We start from the raw sequence: 16,440 nt of genomic DNA on the forward strand, positions 1-16,440 counted from the left end.
GCTAGGAGGTCATCGCCACCGCGCCGGGCCGCCGCACCGGTTCCCCCGCGCAGGCCCGCACCAGCTCGTGCACCCCGTAGTGCCCCGGCTTCGCCCGGTGCAGCAGCTGCGCCCGTCCCAGCGCGTCGAGCTGCGCCCGCGCGCGTCCGACGTCCAGCTGCCCGGCCGACGCGAGCCACCGGGGCGTGATCCGCCGTCCGCTGCCCGCCACCACCAGCCGGAACGCCCGCACGAGCTCCGGCGGCTGGTGGGACAGGGTCCAGACCAGCACGCCGCGCACGTCGCCCGCGCCCCGCTGCCGCGCCGCCAGGCCCGCCACCAGCGACTGCACCGACGTCTCCACCTTCGTCGCCACGACCTCCGCCGCCAGGCGCAGGGCCAGCGGCAGGCGGGCGCAGCGGTCCACGAGCTCCGCCGCCGCGTCCTGGTCGACCGACGGGCGGTTGCGGGTGAGCCTGGTCAGCAGGTCGAGGGCCTCCGCGCCGGCCAGGGGCGGCACGGGCAGGTGGATCGCGTCGCGCAGCGCGAACTCGCGCCCGGTGATCACCACCGCCCGGCCCGGCCACGCCGCGAGCAGCGGGCGGGCGTGCTCGGCGCTGCGGACGTTGTCCAGCACCAGCAGCGACCGCCGCCCCAACGCCTTGGGCCGCACCTCGCTGTCGCGCCCCCGCAGGTCCACGTACACCGCCCCGTCCGGGAACCGGTGCCCCCTGCGGTGCGCCCACCGCACCACCGCCGCCGTCCGCCCGACCCCGCTGGGCCCGGACACCACCGCGTACCGGGGCCCGTCGACCAGCCCGTCGAGCGCCGCGAGGAACCGCTCCCGCCCGGCGAACCCGAACACCTCGGGCGGCAGCTCCCGCAGCACCCGGCCACGGGCCTCCCGCCGCGCGCTCCGCTCCTGCTCGACCAGGTCCCGCACCCGCCCGAGCCGCACCTCCTCGGCGGGCGTGGCCCCGAGCAGCCGCACGAGCACCCCGAACCGGTCCGTGGGCGGCAGCGTCGTGCCGGTGAGGTAGTCGGAGACCGTGCCCAGCGCGTACCCGGTCGAGGCGGCGATCTGGCGGACGGTCAGCTCACCGTCCCCGCTGGCGCGGGCACGGCGCGTGCGCAGGGCGCGTAAGTCGGCGGCGAGTTCGACGATGGTGGGTGCGCTGTCCGGCATGGCTGCTCTCGATCCCCTCGGGCTGTCTACGTGGGGTGGATCGCCGCAGGGGCCGCAGACGTGACCCGACCGCCGAAGATGACTACCTGTTCGTGTGGATGTGGGGTGCGGGTGTAACTACGTTCGGTGATCGATACGGTTTCGCGGGACCGTCCACCGGTCAGCTGGACCGGATAGATGAAAACGTCCTCATGAACGGTTCACCTGCCGCTCAGCCACAGCTCGCAGGCTGTTCCCCGTGGACACCTTCACCTACACGACCCGCCCGGAGCAGGCGACCGTCCCACTCGCCCGCCCCGAACCGCCGCGCAGGCGCCCGCGCGCCCACCTCGCCCTCGCGCTCGCCGCCCTCGCGGTGCTCGCCGCGGCCCTCCCGGCGGACGGGCTGCACTGGCGGGGCGCGGTCGTGCTCGCGGTGTTCACGGGGGCGGTCGGGGCGTGGGTGTTCACGAAGGTCGACGACACCTGGATCGCGCTCGTCGCCGTCTCGCTCCTCGCCGCCTCCGGCGTCGTCGAGGCCGACGAGGTGTTCGCCACGCTCGGGGCCGACCTGGTCTGGCTGCTCATCGCCGCGTTCGTGCTCGCCGCCGGGCTCACCCGCTCGGGGCTGGTCGAGCGGTTCACGGCCGCGCTGCTCAACCGGGCCCGCACCCCGCGCCAGCTCGCGCACCTGACCACCCTGGCGCTGGTCGGCTCCTCCCTCGCCGTCCCCTCCACCTCCGGGCGGGCCGCGCTCGCGCTGCCGGTGTTCACCTCGCTCGCGAAGGCCGTCCCCCCGCGCCTGGCCCGCGCGCTCTCCCTGCTGTTCCCCACCGTCGTGCTGCTCTCCGCCGTCTCCACCCTGATCGGCGCGGGCGCGCACCTCATCGCCGACCAGCTCCTCGCCGACGCCACCGGCGACGGCATCGGGTTCCTGCACTGGCTGCTGCTCGGCCTCCCCCTCGCCGTCCTCTCCTGCCACCTGGCCGCCGAGCTGACCCTGCTGCTGTTCACCCGCCGCCAGGACCGCAGGACCCGCCTGAGCCTCGACCTCCCCGCCCCGCCGAAGACCTGGTCGAAGCCCGAGAAGCACGCCGCCGCCACCACCGCCGCCGTCCTCGCCCTCTGGTGCGCCGAGCCCCTCCACGGCGCCCCTCCCGCGCTCGTCGGCCTCCTCGGCGCCCTCGTCATCACCGTCCCCCCGCACGGCGAGCACCGCGTCACCCCCGGCGCCGCCCTCAAGACCGTCCCCTGGTCGCTCCTGCTGTTCACCGCCGCGACCGCCGCCCTCGGCGAAGCCCTGGTCACCACCGGCGCCGCCCAGTGGCTCGCCGACCACGCCCTCGCCCCGCTCCGGCACGCCACCCCCGAGCACTTCCTGGTCGCCGTCGTGCTGGTCGGCACCGCCGCGCACCTGGCCGTCCAGTCCCGCTCGGCCCGCTCGTCCGTGCTGGTCCCGGTGGTGATCCCGCTGGCCCTGGCCGCCGGGGTGAACCCCGCGCTGGCCGTGTTCGCCTCGACCGCCGCCGCCGGGTTCTGCCACACCCTCACGTCCTCGGCGAAGCCGGTCGCGCTGTTCGCCGACGTCGAGGGCGTCCCCACCTACTCGGCGCGCGACCTGCTGCGCCTGTCCGCCGCGCTGGCCCCGCTGCACGTCGCCGTCGTCAGCGCGTTCGCCCTGCTCGTGTGGCCCGCCTCGGGCCTCCCCATCTCCCTCTAACCCCAAGGAGCACCAGAAATGCGGATCGTCGTAGCCCCCAGCGGCTTCAAGGAGAGCCTCGGCGCGGAGGCCGCCGCCGACGCCATCGCCACCGGTGTGCGCCGGGTCGTGCCCGACGCGGACGTCGACCGGGTGCCCCTGGTCGACGGCGGCGAGGGCTCGGCAGCCGCGCTCGCGAGCGCCACCGGCGGGCACCTGGTCGACACCGTCGTCACCGGCCCGGTCGGGCTGCCGGTGCACTCGCACTTCGCGGTGCTCGGCGACGGCCGCACCGCCGTCGTGGAGATGGCCGCCGCCGCGGGCCTGCGGCTGGTGCCCGCGCACCGGCGCGACCCCGGCCTGACCACCAGCCGGGGCGTGGGCGAGCTGATCTCGGCCGCGCTGGACGCCGGCTGCGACTCGGTGCTGGTGGGCTGCGGCGACTCCGGCACCTCGGACGGCGGCGCGGGCGCGCTCCAGGCGCTGGGCGCGCGCGTCCGGGACCGGCACGGCCGCGAGGTCGCGCCGGGTGCGACGGCGCTGGCGCACGCCCGCTCGGTGGACGTCTCGGGGCTCGACCCCAGGCTCGCCGCCACCACGACCCGGCTCGCGGTGAACCCGCACAACGTGCTGTGCGGACCGCGCGGCGTGGCCAGGGTGTTCGGGCCGCAGAAGGGCGCGACGCCCGAGCAGGTGGAGGTGCTCGCCCACGCGCTGGACAACTGGGCCGACGTGCTGCGCCGCGACCTGGGCGCGGACGTCGCGCTGCTGCCCGGCTCCGGCGCGTCCGGTGGGCTCGGGGCCGGGCTGAGCGCGGTGCTCGGCGCGCCGCTGCTGCCCCGGTTCGACGTGCTGCTGGACCACGTCGACCTGGACGCCCGGCTGGCCGCCGCCGACCTGGTGATCACGGCCGAGGGCGCGATCGACGCGCAGACCCCGCACGGCAAGGTGCCCGCCGAGGTGGCGCGCCGGGCCAAGGCGCACGGCAAGCCGGTGATCGCGCTGGCCGGGACGATCGGACCGCGCGCGGACGCGGCCTACGCGGCGGGCATCGACGCGTTCCAGGCGATCCTGCCGCGCCCGGTGTCGCTGGACGAGGCGATCCTGCGCGGCGGCGAGTTCCTGGCCGACGCGGCCGAGCGGGTGCTGCGGCTGCTCCTGGTGGGCGCGCGGCTCGCGCCGACCGGGTGAGCCGGGCGGGGACGGGAAGATGAAGATTTCTTCATCCGGTTCTCATGCGGGGTTCGCCCCGGCCGGAGAGGGTGGGCGGGTGCGCGCCTCCCGGATCGTCCTGCTGACCGCCGCGCTGGCGCTGCCCCTGGGGGCGGCGGTGGCGACCTGGGCGCTGCCCGGCGAACCACCGCCGTCCGCTCCGACGCAGGTCAGGCTCCGGGACAACACCGGGTTGCTGCCACCGTCCTCGGACGCGGCCCCGACCACGCCCCCGAGCGGCGAGCAGGGCGGCGGGCAGGGCGCGGCGCCGACCGCGGCGCCGACGGCGGCGCCCCCGGACTCCCCCGTGGTCATCCCGCCTCCGCCCCCGGTCCCGCCGGACGATGACGACGACGATGACGACGACCTCGACGACTGACCCCGCACCCCACCGGACTGGACGACCGACCTGAGATGGCCGACCCCGACACACCCACCGTCACCCTGGACACCACCCTCGCCACCCGCCCCGCGCCCCGCCGCAAGCGGGCCGTCCCCGCACGCGTGCGGATCATGGGCTGGCTGCTGCTCCTGGTCGCCGTGGTCTCCCTGTCCACCACCCTGGTGACCCGCAACCTGCTGCTGCGCGAGGTCGACCGGGACGTCCGCTCCGCGCTGGAGCAGGAGGCCGCCGAGCTGGACCAGGTCCTCGCCGAGGGCGTCGACCGGGCCACCGGCCAGCCGTTCGCGGACGTCCGGCACGCCCTGTCCGCGCACCTGCGCCGCCAGTACGTGGACGACGACGAGGTCATCGTCGCCTGGACCCCGCAGTCCGGCCCGATGCTCCAGGACCGCGCCGAGCCGTTCCGCCTGGGCGCGCACCCGGAGGTGCTGGACCCGATCCTGGCCTCCCCCGACCACAGCGGCGCGGTCGCGACCCCGGCAGGCGAGCTGCGCTGGATCAGGGTGGACGCCACCGGCGCGGCGGGCGACCGGGGCGCGCTGGTCGTGGGCTACCTGGTGGACCGGGACCGGGCCGAGGTGGCGTCGACGGTGCGCGTGCTGCTCGGCGTGGGCCTGCTCGGGGTGGTGCTGGCGGGCGCGTCGGCGTGGTTCGTGGCGGGGCAGATCCTGAGCCCGGTGCGGCTGGTGCGCCGGGCCGCCGCCGAGATCACCGAGCACGACCTGACCCGCCGCATCACCGTGGAGGGGCGCGACGACGTGGCCGCGCTGGCCGAGCAGTTCAACGCGATGCTGGACCGGCTGGAGCGGGCGTTCGCCACCCAGCGGCGGTTCCTGGACGACGCGGGCCACGAGCTGCGCACGCCGATCACGATCGTGTCCGGGCACCTGGAGCTGCTGGGCGAGGACCCGGTGGAGCGGGCCGAGGCGGTGCGGCTGTGCCTGGACGAGCTGGACCGGATGAACCGCATGGTGAACGACCTGCTGCTGCTGGCCAAGGCCGAGCAGCCGGACTTCATCGACGCGCGACCGGTGGAGGTGGCCGAGCTGACCGGTGACGTGTACGCGAAGGTGCGGGCCATCGGGGACCGGCGGTGGCGCCTGGAGTCGATCGGGGAGGGCGTGGCGCTGCTGGACGAGCAGCGGATCACCCAGGCCGTGGTGCAGCTGGCGCAGAACGCGGTGCAGCACAGCCCGGAGGGCTCGGAGGTGCTGATCGGGTCGCTGGTGCGGCCCGCGCCCGGTGGCGGCTCGGTGTCGTTCTGGGTGGCCGACCGGGGTCCTGGCGTGCGGCCGGAGGACGCGGGGGCGATCTTCGAGCGGTTCAGCCGGGGCTCGACGGGCGGCGCGCCGGGGCACCGGGCGGGCGCCGGGCTGGGGCTGGCGATCGTGCGGGCCATCGCCGAGGCGCACGGCGGGTTCGTGCGGCTGACCTCGGCGCCGGGCGCGGGGGCGCGGTTCGCCGTGGAGGTGCCGCTGCGGGTTCCGGAGGGCGAGGGGATGACGGTGCAGCTGCCGGTCGGCGGGACGCCGGGAGGTGGGTCGTGGCGCGAATCCTGATCGCCGAGGACGAGGAGCGGATCGCGTCGTTCGTGCGCAAGGGGCTGACCGCGAACGGGTTCGCCACGACCGTGGTGGGCGACGGCGAGGCGGCGCTCGGGTACGCGCTCGGCGGCGGGTTCGACCTGGTGCTGCTGGACATCGGACTGCCGGTGCTGGACGGGTTCGCCGTGCTGGCGCGGTTGCGGGAGCGCGGGTGCGCGACGCCGGTGATCATCCTGACCGCGCAGGACTCGGTGCGGGCGACCGTGGCCGGGCTGGAGGGCGGGGCGGACGACTACATGACCAAGCCGTTCCGGTTCGAGGAGCTGCTGGCGCGGGTGCGGCTGCGGTTGCGCTCGCCGGAGGCGGTGGTCGAGCGGACCGTGCTGCGGGCCGGTGGTCTGGCGCTGGACCTGCGGACGCGGCGGGTGGACGTGGACGGGGTGGCGGTGGACCTGACGGCGCGCGAGTTCGCGCTGCTGGAGCTGCTGCTGCGGCACCACCGGCGGGTGCTGTCGCGGGAGCAGATCCTGTCGCACGTGTGGGGCTACGACTTCGATCCGGGGTCGAACATCGTGGACGTGTACGTGCGGGCGCTGCGGCGCAAGATCGGGGCCGGGCGGATCCGGACGGCGCGCGGCATGGGGTACTCGTTCGACGCGGGGTGAGCCGGGTTTCGCGCGCGTACGCGTGCGCGCGTATTCGTTCTTGGTGCGGCGCGCGGGGCGAGCCGCGGGGCGATCGGTGGCGCACGGGTGACGCCGAGCGCCAATCGAGACGGTCCGGGCGCGGTCCTCGGGGTGGTTCCGGGGCGTCCTCGGGGCGCCCCGCACCCGACCCGCAACCGTCCCCCCACCGCCCCCGCAACCCCGTCCACCCACGATGGAATCGCATCGGGGGTTCGGGGATCGGGCGGGGGACGTCCCCCGCATCCGGAGGCTCCTCCGTACTGCGTTCCCCCAGTTCACACCCCGTCCCACGACCGGGTTAGGGGTAATCAACACACAGTTGCATCGGTTCCCACGAAACGTGACACAAGTCACCGATTTCGGAGTGAACCTTGCCCATTCGTAGTACTCCCGGTTACGTTTCCGGCCGCAGATCACGGTTCGGTCACGTGCGAAGCTCAACGCGGGAGGCAGTTCTTTGGCTCGGCACAGGAGACCCCAGGGGGAACCGACCACGCTGGTGTTCCCAGTGGTCGTCACCGCCCCCGGCGTCGTTCCCGGAGCGCACCGCGCCGAGTCCGACAAGGCCCCGCTGGCCCACCGGGTGTCCGCCGTCGCGATGGCGGTCGGCGTGGTCGCGGGAGCGGGCGGGGCCGCGGCCTACGCGGTCACCGGCGGCACCTTCAGCCCCAGCGCGGGCGCCATGAACTTCGGCGGGTTCGGCGACCCGGACGCCCAGGCGGTCTCGCCCGCGGCGCAGGCGATCACCGAGGTGCGGACCGTCCACTCGGTGGACGTCGGCGGCGAGGCCTCGCGCCTGCTCCAGCAGGAGCAGATGACGGCGGCCATGGCGGTCAACCAGATCAGCGACGCGGCGGCGAACGACTACGCGGCGCGGGTCAAGGCCGAGCAGGAGCGCAAGGAGCGCGAGGCCGAGGCGCGCAAGCCCGCCAAGCAGCGCGAGGTCGAGGTCTGGATCAAGGAGGCCATCAAGGTCCTCCAGGCCAACGGCACCTCGATCGACAACAGCAGCGTGGGCGCGATCTGGACGGTGATCCAGAAGGAGTCCGGCGGCAACGTCAACGCCATCAACAACTGGGACTCCAACGCGGTGCGCGGCACCCCGTCGAAGGGCCTGATGCAGGTCATCGACCCGACGTTCCAGGCGTACAAGCTCGCGGGCTACGACGACATCTACCGCCCGGTGGACAACATCATCGCCGGCGTCCGGTACGTGTACGCCCGCTACGGCGGCTTCCACAACCACCCCGGCCTGGTCGGCATCAACGCCGGAACCGGCTACCAGGGCTACTGATCCGCGGCCACTGATCCGCGACCCCGCCCCTCCCCCGGTCCCGTTCGGGACCCGCGGAGGGGCGGACGCGTGCGCGCGGAACCTCTGAGCGGGCCGTGAGCGCCCCGGAGGGCCTCGACGGCACCCGCCCGACCGGAATCGGGCGTTGAGGCCGCAGCGGGCGACGTGGACCCCGGAACGACGCTGTCCCGAGCCGCGCCGACCGCCGCTGGGATCAGGGGTACCCCGCACCGGCCCGGTTTGAACCGCACTCCTGCGGGCGACTCCCTCCCGTCCACCAAGACGGGAGGCGGAGACCCCATGGGCGACTCGCACGCGCTGATCGTGCTCGTGTCCGTCGGCGCGGCCGTGATCGCGCTGCACCTGCTCGCCCGCCGCCTGCGCCTGTCGCCGCCGATCGTGCTGCTGGTCGGCGGGGCGCTGGCCGCGCTGGTCCCCTGGCTGGAGCCGATCCGGCTGCCGCCCGAGGTGGTGCTGCTGCTGTTCCTGCCCGCGCTGCTGCACTGGGAGGCGCTGAACACCTCGCTGCGCGAGATCAGGGCGAACCTGCGCAGCATCGCGCTCAGCTCGGTCGTGCTGGTGCTGGTGACCGCCGCCTCGGTCGCGGCGGTCGGGCACGCGCTGGGCCTGAGCTGGCCGGTGGCGTTCGTGCTCGGCGCGGTGGTCGCGCCCACCGACGCCACCGCGGTCGGCGCGGTCGCGGGCCGGATGCCGCACCGGCAGCTCACCCTGCTGCGGGCCGAGAGCCTGGTCAACGACGGCACCGCGCTGGTGCTGTTCGCGATCGCGGTGGCCGTGGCCAGCGGTCGGGAGGAGTTCTCCTGGCCGTCCGCGCTGGGCGACTTCGGCCTGTCGTACGCGGGCGGCGTCGTGGTGGGCCTGCTGGTCGGGCTGCTGGTGACCTGGCTGCGCAAGGTGGTCGTGGAACCGCTGCCGGAGGCCGGGATCAGCGTGCTGACCCCGTTCACGGCGTTCCTGCTGGCGGAGGAGGTCCACGCGTCGGGCGTGCTGGCGACCGTGGTGTGCGGGCTGCTGGTGAGCCAGACCGGGCCGCGCTGGTTCTCGGCCAGGACCCGGTTGCAGTCGCGCGGTTTCTGGCAGCTGGGCGCGTTCCTGCTCAACGGCGCGCTGTTCGTGCTGGTCGGCCTGCAGCTGCGGGACGCGGTGGCGGACGCGCACACCTGGCGGGCGCTGCTGGCGGTCGTGCTGGTGTCGGCGACGGTGATCGGGGTGCGGCTGCTGTTCTTCAACACCGTGCCGTACCTGGTGCGGCTGGTGGACCGCAGGCCCGCGCAGCGGGACCGGCGGATGGGGTTCCGGGAGCGGCTGCCGGTGGCGTGGGCGGGCTTCCGGGGCGGGGTGTCGCTGGCGGCGGCGCTGGCCGTGCCGCTGACCGTGCAGGACGGCGGGGCGTTCCCGGAGCGGGAGCTGCTGGTGGTGGTGACGTTCGGGGTGATCGTGGCGACCACGCTCGGCCAGGGCCTCACCCTGCCGCTGGTGCTGCGGTGGGCGCGGCTGGGCGAGGACGAGGCGCGGCCCGCCGAGCTGCTGCTGGCCGAGCGCACCGCCAGCGAGGCCGGGCTGGCGGCGCTGGACGAGGCGGCGCGGGGGTTGGACGCGCCGCGGGACGTGGTGGAGCGGGTGCGCGGGGAGATCCGGCGGCGGCTGGAGTCGTTGGAGGCCATGGGGGTCGACGGGGCTCCGGTGGAGAACCCGCTGCTGGGCGACGACTACGCGGCGCTGCACCTGGCGCTGCTGGAGCCCAAGCGGGCGGCGGTGGTGCGGTTGCGGGACGAGCGGCTGGTGGACGACCTGGTGCTGCTGCGGATGCAGACCCGGTTGGACGTGGAGGAGGTGCGGTTGTCGGCGGCGCTGGAGGAGGAGCTGGAGTGAGGTCCTTCAGCTGCTGTCGGCGGTGGATGGCTTCGCGGTGGCGGGTTTCGTGGTGGCGGGTCCTCCGGTGACCAGCCGGGACGCGCCCGCCGCCGCGAGCGCGAACACCAGGGCCTCGTAGGCCATGGCCGCCGGGAAACCGCCTGCGGCGTGGGCGGTCCCGGCGAGCGCGACGCCGACCGTGCCGCCGAGCTGCTGCGCGGTGGGCAGCAGGCCCGCGACGGAGGCCGCCGCCGGTTCCGGGGCGCGGGAGAGCACCAGCGCGAACACCGTCGAGGTGAACAGCCCGAACGCGGCTCCGCCCAGCGCGAGCGGCACGGGGCCGAGCGGGAGCGCGGTGAGGGCGGCGGTGACCAGGGCCAGCGCGGCGGCTGCCGCGGGTGTGGTGCGGCGGTGCTCGGCCAGTGCGGGGGCGAGCGCGCTGCCGAGGACGGCGGCGAGCGCGTACGGGGTGTTGACCAGCGCGGCCTGCAGCGGGGTCCGGCCCTGCTCCTGCAGGTGCAGCAGCACCAGGTAGGTCAGCGAGGGCACGCCCGCGTTGAACACCAGCACGACCAGCACGCCGGTGCGGGTGGCGCGGTGGCGCAGTGCCTCCGGGTGCACCAGCGGGTCGGCTCGGAGGCGTTGGGAGAGCAGGAAAGCCGCGCCCAGGACGACGGCCGCGCCGAGCGAGGCGAACGCCCAGGGCGGCCACCCGGCGTCCGGGCCGACGGCCAGCGGCAGCACGAGCGCGGCGCAGCACGCGGCGACCAGCGCGGCGCCGAGCGCGTCGACCCGTTGCGGCGCTTGGGGTCTGCCGGTCTGGGCCTTGCCGGTCCGGGCCTTGCCGGTCCGGGCCTTGCCGGTCCGGGCCTTGCCGTCCCGGGCCTTCTCCGCCGCGGGCAGCAGGGCGGAACCGGCGAGGGCGGCGAGCGCGACCGGGAGCTGCGCCAGGAACAGCGCGCGCCAGCCGAGGCCGAGCGGGTCGGCGGCCAGCAGCGCGCCGCCCAGCACCGGGCCGATCGCCGAGGCCGTGCCGATGACCGCGCCGAACGCGGCCAGCGCGCGGCCGTGCCGGTGGGCGGGCAGCGCGGTCCGGATGAGCGAGAACACCTGGGGCGCGACGATCCCGCTGCCCGCGCCCTGCAGGAGCCGGGCCGCCACCAGCGCCCCGGTCGACGGCGCGACCGCGCAGGCCGCCGTGGCCAGGGCGAACAGGGCGGCGCCGAGGGCGAACAGCGCGCGGTGGCCGAAGCTGTCGCCGAGCCTGGCGGAGGCGATGAGCGGGCAGGCGTGGCCGAGGGTGAACGCTGCCAGCACCAGGTGCGCGGCGCCCGGACCCGCGCCCAGGTCGGCGCGCAGCACGGGCGCGGCGACCTGGACGAGGGTGACGTTCAGCAGCTGGGCGAAGGTGGCCGAGAGCACCACCGGCAGCAGCGCCCGGCGCCGCCGTTCCGGGTTCACGCCAGGTCCACCAGGTGGCGGGCCAGCTCCTCGGGGCGGGTGGCGAACGGGCTGTGCCCGCCGGGCAGGGTGCGCACGGCGAACGGGTGCTCGGGGAACGCCTCGTCGGCCTCGCGGATCATCAGGTCCTGCGCCTCGGCGGTGAGGGCGCGGTCGTCGGCGCAGCGCAGGAACGCCCTGGGCACGCTCCCCCAGCGCCGCGCGGTGACCGGGACCGGGGACTCCAGGGACGCGAACTGCTCGTCCGGGGTGAGCGCGAGCCGCCAGGCGCCGAACTCGCGCTCGTCCAGCTCGCCGTAGAACGCCTCGCGCAACGTGTCCACATAGGACTTGTTGTCGGACAACGGGTTGATGCGGAACGCGCCGATCGCGTCCGGGTCGCCGACGCGCAGGGCGCCGGAGAGCGCGGCGGCGTTCTCGGGCGTGGCGGTGTAGTCGGTGAAGCGGGGGCGGGCGGGGACGAACGCGGTGAGGTAGACGAGGCGGTCGACCAGGGCGGGCGCGCGTTCGACGGCGAGGGAGGCCGGTCCGCCGCCCGCGCTGTGCGCGACGAGCACGACCCGACCGTGGCGGCGCGCGGCGGCCAGCGCGTCGAGCACCGCGTCGGCGGAGTCGGCGGCGGAAAGCCCTGCCACGGCTGAGGGTTCGGTGGTCAGCCCCGGCTGTCCGGGCAGCAGGTAGCCGGACGGCAGCGGCGCGCCGAAGCCGTGGCCGGGCAGGTCGACGGCGGTGCTGTGCGCGCCGAGGCGGGCGAGCGCGCGGCGGGTCGGGCCCCACTGGGCCGCGCCGTGCCAGGCGCCGTGGACGAGGACGAAGGTGGTCGGTTCGGTCACGGGCCAAGACCACCAGCCGGGAATGCCCCGGTGCCGCGCCATGTCTGAACAGGTGTCCGGCGATACCTGCGGGGTATGGGGGTTCTGGTGGAGGCACGGCACCTGAGGTACGCGCTGGCGCTGGCCGAGCAGCAGCACTTCGGCCGCGCGGCGCGGGTTCTCGGCATGGCGCAGCCGCCGCTGTCGCGCCAGATCGCCTTGCTGGAGAAGGAGGTCGGCGCGCGCCTGTTCGACCGGACGGCGCGCGGGGTGTTCCCGACGGCGGCGGGCGAGGCGTTCCTGGCGCGGGCCCGGCGGGCGCTGGCGGAGCTGGGGGCGGCGGCGGTGGACGCGGGGCGGGCGGACCGGGGCGAGACAGGGCGGTTGCGGCTGGGGTTCGTGGCGTCGGCGCTGCTGGAGCCGCTGCCGGGGGTGCTGGGGCCGTTCGGGCGGCGGCACGCGGACGTGCGGTTGGAGCTGCGGGAGACGGCGAGCGCGCAGGGCGTGGCCGAGCTGGTCGCCGGAGAGCTGGACGTGGTGTTCGGGCTGGGGCGGCCGAGGGGGCGCGGGGTCGGGGACCTGGTGTCGGTGGTGGTGGGGCGGGACGCGCTGGTGGCCGTGGTGGGGGCGGGGCACCCGTGGGCGGGGGTGGCGTCGGTGGGGCTGGAGCAGTTGCGGCGTCAGCGGTTGATCGTGTCGCCGGGGTCGGAGGAGCCCGCGGTGGGCGCGTGGTTGCGCGGGCTGCTCGGCGAGGAGGCGCTGGCGGGGGCGGTCCAGGCGCGGGACGTGCACACGATCATCGGCATGGCGGCGTGCGGCATCGGTGTGGGGCTGGGTCCGGAGCGGATGCGGGTGGCGGAGCGGGCGGGGGTGTGGTTCTGCGCGGTGGAGCCGGTGGTGGAGCTGCCGGAGCTGGTGCTGTCGTTCCGGGCCGGGGACGACTCGCCGGTGCTGGCGGCGTTCCTGGCGGTGGTGCGCGAGCGCTGCCCCGGCGTGGCGGCCCGGTTGGCGGAGGTGGGGGCCCGGTGAAATTCGGTGTGCTCCGAGTGGCGGCGGCGACTACGTTTCGACGCCATCGACACAGGAGGGGTGATGGACCGGAAGACGAGCAGGCCGCCGAGGCGCACGCCGCAGGAGAAGAAGCGGTTGAGCTACGCCAAGGACGGCAGGAACACCTACGGCCAGCACGACAAGGCGTCACGACGCGGCGTCCGACGCCGCAAGGCCACCGCGCACCGCGCCCACCGGCACAGCGCGGACCGGGTGCTGCGCGGCGCGCTGGGCGCCGTGGACCCCGAACGCGCGGACCTGGTAGGCCAGGACGTGCAGTCCCTGCGCCGCAAGCCGTTCGCCAAGGCCCCGGACACCCCGCTGGGCGAGTTCGTGGAGGCCCGCCTGCGCCGGAGGGTGGCGCTGGGCGTGGACGCCGAGGCGACCGCGCTGACCCGCATCGCCCACGTCCGAGGCCGCCGGGGCCTGGCGGCCTGACAACACCGCAGGGGGCGCCCACCGCGCCCCCTCGATCATCTTCCGGGCCCCTCCCGCCCGGCGCTCTCCCCCCGAACCCCGCTGGTGGAGCTCCCGCTCCCGGTGGGGTTCTCCCCTGCGCTGGTCGAGCGCGCGGGCGCTGGGGGCGGGATGATCCGGGGCATGTCGTGGCAGAGGTTCGTCGACACCGCGCTGGACCGGTCGCTGCTGGGGTACACGCGCGTGGGGTGCGCGGTCCGGCGGGCGTGGTGGCCCGCGGACGCGCCCGCCGGGGCGCTGGCGGGGCGGGTCGTCGTGGTGACCGGCGCCAAGGCCGGGCTCGGGTTCGCCGCCGCGTTGGGGTTGGCGCGGTTGGGGGCGTCGCTGCGGCTGGTGGTGCGCGGTGACGGCGGGCGGGCGCGCGAGCTGATCAGGCGGGCCGTGCCGGGGGCCGACGTGACCGTGGACCGGTGCGACGTGAGCCTGCTGTCCGAGGTGCGCGACCTCGCGGCGGGCCTGGGGCGGGTGGACGTGCTGGTGCACAACGCGGGCGTGCTGCCGTCCGCGCGGACCGAGACGGCCGAGGGCAACGAGGTCATGCTGGCCACCCACGTGCTCGGCCCGCACCTGCTGACGTCCCTGCTGCGCGACCGGCTGCCGGTGGGCGCGCGGGTGATCTGGGTGGCGTCGGGCGGGATGTACTCGCAGCCGCTGGTCGTGGACGATCTGCAGTACGAGCGCGGGGAGTACCGGCCGACGACCGGGTACGCGCGCACCAAGCGGATGCAGGTGGTGCTGGCGCGGCTGTGGTCGCAGCGGCTGGACGGCGTCGCGGTGCACTCGACGCACCCCGGTTGGGCGAACACCGGCGGGGTGGCGACGTCGCTGCCGCGGTTCCACGCGGTGACCAGGCCGCTGTTGCGCTCGCCGGAGCGCGGGGCGGACACGATCGTGTGGCTGGCGGCGGCCAAGGAGCCGGGGTGGAGCACGGGGTTGCTGTGGCACGACCGGGAGGTTCGGCCGCTGCACTACCTGCGGTCGACGTACGAGCGGTCGCAGCGGCCGAGCGCGCTGTGGGACGGGGTGGAGCGGTTGACGCGGTCGGCGGGGTAGCGGTCCCGGCAGGAAGCCGGGAACCGCCGCCGACCGGCTCGGGCCCGCCCCGCGCCAACACCCCTCAGGCGCGGGACGGGCCCGGCCTCACCACCTGAGCTCCAGGTCCTCCCCCACCGACCGCAGCGGCGTCACCGTGGCCCTGCCCGCCACCAGCAGGGCCGCGTCGCTGCCCTCCGGGAGGTCGCCCGGCACGAGGACCGAGTTCACGTCGATCGTCCCCTCGTCCGCCCGCTTCACCCGCGTCTGCACCGACCCGAACTCCGCCAGCGTCGCCCGCACCGGCTCGCCGGGGTCGGCGACGTTCGGGGCGTTCACGTTCAGCACCGCCCCATCCGGCAGGCCGGCGAGCACGTCGAACAACCCCCGCGCCACCGTCACGGCCGAGTCCCACAGGTACTCGACCTCGCCCTCCAGCGGCACGTCCAGCGACACCGCCATGCCGCGCAGGTCGTTCACCGACGCCGTCAGCACCGCGCCCACCGTCCCCGAGTGCAGCACCGCGCGCCCGGTGTTGGCGCCCCGGTTGACCCCGGACAGCACCACGTCCGGCACCTCGCCGAACCCGCCGCGCGACGCCACCAGCGCGATGAGCCCTGGGTGCCCGGCGACCGCGTAGGCCTCGAAGCCGTCCAGGTCGCGCCGCTCCACGTGGATGCTCCGGTGGTCGCCCGCCGCCGTCAGGCCCGCGCTGGTGCCGCTGGCCTCCCGCTCCGGGGCGGCGACCACGACCTCCCAGCCGTGCTCCCGCGCACCTCGCGCCAGCGCCAGCAACCCCGGCGAGTCGATGCCGTCGTCGTTGGTGACCAGTGCCCTCATTCGCCCTCCACGACTCGCAGGTCCACCCGCGCGGCGAGCTCCTGCACCGCCTCCCCGCCACCGGTGCCCAGACCGTGCCGGGTGACGTTCAGCGAGCCCGCCGCCGCGCCCAGCCTCAAAGCCTCCTCCAGGTCGATGCCGAGCGCCAACCCGGCGGCCAGTCCCGCGGTCATCGAGTCGCCGCCGCCCTTGGTGTCCACAGTGGACAACCCTGGTGCGGTGACCTCGTACAGCTTCGAGCCGATCAGCGCCAGCGTGGGCTCGGACGCGCGCGAGACGACGACGGCGCGGGCGCCGCACTCGGCGATCTCCCGCATCGCCGCCACCAGGTCCTCCTCGGCGTCCGACTTCGACCGGCCGTCCTCGACGAGCTCGTCGTGGCTGACCTTGACCACCGTCGGCCCGCCCTCCAGCGCCGCCGCGAGCCTGCCTCCGGACAGGTCGACCACCACGTCCCGCCCCTGACCGCGCAGGTCGGCGGTGAGCCTGCGGTACACCTCGTCCGGCACGACGTCGTCGTTCGGGCCGCTGAGCACCGCCACCTCGGCCCGCAGGCACTCCACCAGGGCCAGCTCGTACAGGTCGTCCAGCTCGTGCCGCGAGAGGTGGTCGGCGGGCATCTCGACCAGCGTCTCCCGCTCGCCCGCCCGCCGGTCGTGCACGTACGCGCCGTTGCGCGCCGTCACGTCGAGCACCTTCAGCTCCACGCCCACCAGGTTGCGCAGCACCTCGCCGGTCTCCCCGCCGAGCGCCGCGATGAGCACGACCTCGGCCCCGAGCGAGGAGATCATCCTCGACTGCCACACGCCCTGCCCACCCGCGTGCAGGTGGATGTCCGGGGCGCCGTCCAGGTCTTCCACGGTCACGGTCAGCTGGGGAGAAGGCGCGAACACCGCCACGAGTTCCGTCAC

15 protein-coding genes are annotated in these 16,440 nt (G+C 75.6%); 10 read left to right on the plus strand and 5 right to left on the minus strand.

Going from position 1 to position 16,440, the window contains the following annotated elements; all coding sequences use genetic code 11:
* Position 1: 1 nt before the first annotated feature.
* Positions 2–1,165 carry a helix-turn-helix domain-containing protein gene (locus AMIR_RS24485; RefSeq protein ID WP_015803643.1) on the minus strand — a complete coding sequence of 388 codons (1,164 nt, stop codon included), beginning with the start codon at positions 1,163–1,165 and terminating at the stop codon, positions 2–4.
* Positions 1,166–1,403: 238 nt separating this feature from the next.
* On the opposite strand from AMIR_RS24485, the gene AMIR_RS24490 reads away from it, so the two are divergent.
* The 7 genes from AMIR_RS24490 to AMIR_RS24520 all read left to right on the plus strand — a co-directional run bounded on the left by AMIR_RS24490 (position 1,404) and on the right by AMIR_RS24520 (position 9,875).
* Complete coding sequence (locus AMIR_RS24490; protein WP_015803644.1) at positions 1,404–2,864, plus strand: SLC13 family permease; 1,461 nt, start codon at positions 1,404–1,406, stop codon at positions 2,862–2,864.
* Between the two features lie 18 nt (positions 2,865–2,882).
* Complete coding sequence (locus AMIR_RS24495; protein ID WP_015803645.1) at positions 2,883–4,034, plus strand: glycerate kinase family protein; 1,152 nt, start codon at positions 2,883–2,885, stop codon at positions 4,032–4,034.
* A gap of 79 nt (positions 4,035–4,113) precedes the next feature.
* Entirely contained in the window at positions 4,114–4,434 is a 321-nt protein-coding gene (locus AMIR_RS24500; protein ID WP_015803646.1) for a hypothetical protein, read from the plus strand.
* Between the two features lie 35 nt (positions 4,435–4,469).
* On the plus strand, positions 4,470–6,017 hold the full coding sequence (locus AMIR_RS24505) for a sensor histidine kinase (protein WP_015803647.1): 1,548 nt from the start codon (positions 4,470–4,472) through the stop codon (positions 6,015–6,017).
* Positions 6,002–6,667, plus strand: a complete 666-nt coding sequence (locus AMIR_RS24510) for a response regulator transcription factor (protein WP_015803648.1) — start codon at positions 6,002–6,004, stop codon at positions 6,665–6,667. Before AMIR_RS24505 ends, AMIR_RS24510 begins: the two co-directional genes overlap by 16 nt.
* A gap of 520 nt (positions 6,668–7,187) precedes the next feature.
* On the plus strand, positions 7,188–7,982 hold the full coding sequence (locus tag AMIR_RS43085) for a transglycosylase SLT domain-containing protein (protein ID WP_342626563.1): 795 nt from the start codon (positions 7,188–7,190) through the stop codon (positions 7,980–7,982).
* 300 nt (positions 7,983–8,282) lie between these two features.
* A complete protein-coding gene (locus tag AMIR_RS24520; protein WP_015803650.1) occupies positions 8,283–9,875 on the plus strand; it encodes a Na+/H+ antiporter in 1,593 nt (530 codons plus the stop codon).
* Positions 9,876–9,881: 6 nt separating this feature from the next.
* On the opposite strand, the gene AMIR_RS24525 is transcribed toward AMIR_RS24520, so the two are convergent.
* Together AMIR_RS24525 and AMIR_RS24530 are read right to left on the minus strand one after the other, a co-directional pair.
* Positions 9,882–11,318: an MFS transporter gene (locus tag AMIR_RS24525; RefSeq protein WP_015803651.1), complete on the minus strand. Its 1,437-nt coding sequence runs from the start codon at positions 11,316–11,318 to the stop codon at positions 9,882–9,884.
* Positions 11,315–12,151: an alpha/beta fold hydrolase gene (locus AMIR_RS24530; RefSeq protein WP_041836995.1), complete on the minus strand. Its 837-nt coding sequence runs from the start codon at positions 12,149–12,151 to the stop codon at positions 11,315–11,317. The genes AMIR_RS24525 and AMIR_RS24530 overlap by 4 nt, the downstream gene beginning before the upstream one ends.
* Positions 12,152–12,226: 75 nt before the next feature.
* On the opposite strand from AMIR_RS24530, the gene AMIR_RS24535 reads away from it, so the two are divergent.
* The 3 genes from AMIR_RS24535 to AMIR_RS24545 all read left to right on the plus strand — a co-directional run bounded on the left by AMIR_RS24535 (position 12,227) and on the right by AMIR_RS24545 (position 14,710).
* Complete coding sequence (locus tag AMIR_RS24535; RefSeq protein WP_015803653.1) at positions 12,227–13,159, plus strand: LysR family transcriptional regulator; 933 nt, start codon at positions 12,227–12,229, stop codon at positions 13,157–13,159.
* A gap of 63 nt (positions 13,160–13,222) precedes the next feature.
* Positions 13,223–13,618: a hypothetical protein gene (locus AMIR_RS24540; RefSeq protein WP_015803654.1), complete on the plus strand. Its 396-nt coding sequence runs from the start codon at positions 13,223–13,225 to the stop codon at positions 13,616–13,618.
* 162 nt (positions 13,619–13,780) lie between these two features.
* Positions 13,781–14,710 carry an SDR family NAD(P)-dependent oxidoreductase gene (locus AMIR_RS24545; protein WP_041838301.1) on the plus strand — a complete coding sequence of 310 codons (930 nt, stop codon included), beginning with the start codon at positions 13,781–13,783 and terminating at the stop codon, positions 14,708–14,710.
* An 87-nt stretch (positions 14,711–14,797) separates the two neighbouring features.
* On the opposite strand, the gene surE is transcribed toward AMIR_RS24545, so the two are convergent.
* Together surE and AMIR_RS24555 are read right to left on the minus strand one after the other, a co-directional pair.
* Positions 14,798–15,529: a 5'/3'-nucleotidase SurE gene (surE, locus tag AMIR_RS24550; RefSeq protein ID WP_015803656.1), complete on the minus strand. Its 732-nt coding sequence runs from the start codon at positions 15,527–15,529 to the stop codon at positions 14,798–14,800.
* Positions 15,526–16,440, minus strand: coding sequence for a 1-phosphofructokinase family hexose kinase (locus AMIR_RS24555; protein ID WP_015803657.1), 915 nt, complete (start codon positions 16,438–16,440; stop codon positions 15,526–15,528). Before AMIR_RS24555 ends, surE begins: the two co-directional genes overlap by 4 nt.

Source organism: Actinosynnema mirum DSM 43827, assembly GCF_000023245.1.
Classification (GTDB): Bacteria; Actinomycetota; Actinomycetes; order Mycobacteriales; family Pseudonocardiaceae; genus Actinosynnema; species Actinosynnema mirum.

What these genes read in the sequence shown, in the direction of transcription:
- AMIR_RS24485 (WP_015803643.1), bottom strand. Translation starts at nt 1,165, where the DNA reads ATGCCGGACAGCGCACCCACCATCGTCGAACTCGCCGCCGACTTACGC.
- AMIR_RS24495 (WP_015803645.1), top strand. Translation starts at nt 2,883, where the DNA reads ATGCGGATCGTCGTAGCCCCCAGCGGCTTCAAGGAGAGCCTCGGCGCG.
- AMIR_RS24540 (WP_015803654.1), top strand. Translation starts at nt 13,223, where the DNA reads ATGGACCGGAAGACGAGCAGGCCGCCGAGGCGCACGCCGCAGGAGAAG.
- AMIR_RS24545 (WP_041838301.1), top strand. Translation starts at nt 13,781, where the DNA reads ATGTCGTGGCAGAGGTTCGTCGACACCGCGCTGGACCGGTCGCTGCTG.
- AMIR_RS24535 (WP_015803653.1), top strand. Translation starts at nt 12,227, where the DNA reads ATGGGGGTTCTGGTGGAGGCACGGCACCTGAGGTACGCGCTGGCGCTG.
- surE (WP_015803656.1), bottom strand. Translation starts at nt 15,529, where the DNA reads ATGAGGGCACTGGTCACCAACGACGACGGCATCGACTCGCCGGGGTTG.
- AMIR_RS24520 (WP_015803650.1), top strand. Translation starts at nt 8,283, where the DNA reads ATGGGCGACTCGCACGCGCTGATCGTGCTCGTGTCCGTCGGCGCGGCC.
- AMIR_RS24505 (WP_015803647.1), top strand. Translation starts at nt 4,470, where the DNA reads ATGGCCGACCCCGACACACCCACCGTCACCCTGGACACCACCCTCGCC.